Annotated in this window: 2 protein-coding genes; both read left to right on the top strand. The window is 41.8% G+C overall.

The window, feature by feature from the left end:
• Positions 1 to 875 (top strand): LysR family transcriptional regulator (locus tag CXF78_RS15685; protein ID WP_102037309.1); only part of this gene is annotated, 875 nt, incomplete at its 5' end.
• Between the two features lie 164 nt (positions 876 to 1,039).
• Complete coding sequence (locus CXF78_RS15680; protein ID WP_102037308.1) at positions 1,040 to 1,756, top strand: oxidative stress defense protein; 717 nt, start codon at positions 1,040 to 1,042, stop codon at positions 1,754 to 1,756.
• Positions 1,757 to 1,929: the final 173 nt, after the last annotated feature.

Raw genomic sequence — 1,929 nt, 5'->3', positions numbered from 1 at the left:
TCCTCATTATGAGCACGGTATATCAGCACGGCAGCATTACTGCTGCGGCCAGTAAGCTACACCTAACACAACCAGCTGTGAGCCATGCTATTGCTCGGTTGCGCGACAAATTTAACGATCCGTTATTTGTCCGTCATGGTCGTAAAATGGTACCGACAGCACTGTGCCAAAAAATGATTCCCGACGTGCAACAAGCGCTGCTGTTACTCAATAATACTGTTAGCCAGCCCGCTACATTTGACATACAACAGCACAAACGCGTGATAGAACTGGGCTTAAGAGACATATTAGAGTCAATGTTCTTTCCTATTCTTATGCCTGATTTACTCAATAACACCCCCAACATCACCTTAAACAGTCGTCAAATTAAACGCACTGAACTTGAGCCGTCGCTGGCGCAGCAAAGTTTAGATATCGTTATCGATGTACTGATGCCAACTCATAAAGATATTTGCAACACTCTAATATGCAGCGAACGATTTTCATTAGTGTGTCGCCAAAACCATCCGATTTTACAGCAGCTCACCCTCGCTAATTATGCCGCCGCATCTCATGCATTAGTGAGCTTAAAAGACTTCAGCATCGACACCGTCGACATGGCACTCGCCCATCAAGGCGTTAACCGCAATATTGCATTACGCTGCGAGCATTACTTTGCCGCCATCAGTGTGATCTGCCAATCAGATTTGATCATGACCATGCCAAACACCTACGCCATGTTGTTACAACAAACCATGCCAATTGTAGTATCACCATTACCCTTTGAAGTGCCAGAACTGGCGGTACACATGTATTGGCATCAACAAGCCCAAGACGATCCGGTAAATCAATGGATCAGAAACAAATTGCTTAATATCTCAGCACAGTTGTTTTAGTTTCTGTTAAGTAGTTAGTAAATCATAAATAAACCGTAAGAAATAAATCGCAGAAAATAGTCAAAAATAAAAACCCTTTTTTATATTTGCACCGTTTACACTCATAACAGACTCACTTTACCTGAGTGTAAACAGTATTTAGCTAACCATTAGCGGAGTTATCAATGAACAAAATATTACTCACAAGCATCATTTCTGCTTCATTATTTACCTTAACCGCCACCAGCAGTTTATCGACAGTGCAAGCGGCCGAGCTCAGTTTTGCTCATATTGAAACAGTGGGAACAAGCACCATTGAAGCTGCAGCAGACATGGCTATTATCAATGTTCAAGTATCTATAGAAGCCGATAGCGCTAAAGCCGCTAAAGACAAAGCCGACGAAGCCGTCAGCCAATTTATGCAACGTTTACTCAAGGCTGGAGTCGACAAAAAACACATTCAAAGTGCTAATTTACAACTTAATCCGCAATATATGTATGTGCAAAATGAACCGCGTAAACTCACGGGTTATAACGCTAGTCGTCAAATGACCATTACCGTAATTGACCTTAACAGCTTAAATGAATTACTCGACAGCGCTTTGGTTGAAGGGATTAATAACGTTAATAATATCGAACTAAAGTCGAGCCAAGAAACCAAAATCATTGCTCAAGCTCGCCAAGCCGCGATTGATGATGCCAAGCAAAAAGCTCAATCTTTAGCAAAAGGCTTTGGTGAACAAATTGCAGGGGTTTGGCAAGTAAGATACTTTCCGCAACAAGAAAATCAGCCAGAAATGTACCACGCCAGCATGAAAATGAATGCCGATGTAGCGCAAACCTATCAACAAGGCCAAGTGGCGATTAGCGATAGAGTTGAAGTGGTTTTTAGATTGAAGTAACAATAAACAAGCGGGTTGAATATCATTTATTCAGCCTGCTTTTTTGTAACAGCAATGGTTGTAACAGCAATTGTTGCAACAGCAATGAATCCTCCCATCACAACCAACTGTCCGCAATCGTGAACAATGACAGAAAATCATCACTCTCCTAGCAATAATTACGAGACAAAACC

Source organism: Shewanella sp. 11B5, assembly GCF_002836795.1.
GTDB lineage: Bacteria > Pseudomonadota > Gammaproteobacteria > Enterobacterales > Shewanellaceae > Shewanella > Shewanella frigidimarina.
Note: the sequence above shows the minus strand (reverse complement) of the source record. Positions and strands in the feature narration are given on the sequence as shown.

What these genes read in the sequence shown, in the direction of transcription:
- CXF78_RS15680 (WP_102037308.1), top strand. Translation starts at nt 1,040, where the DNA reads ATGAACAAAATATTACTCACAAGCATCATTTCTGCTTCATTATTTACC.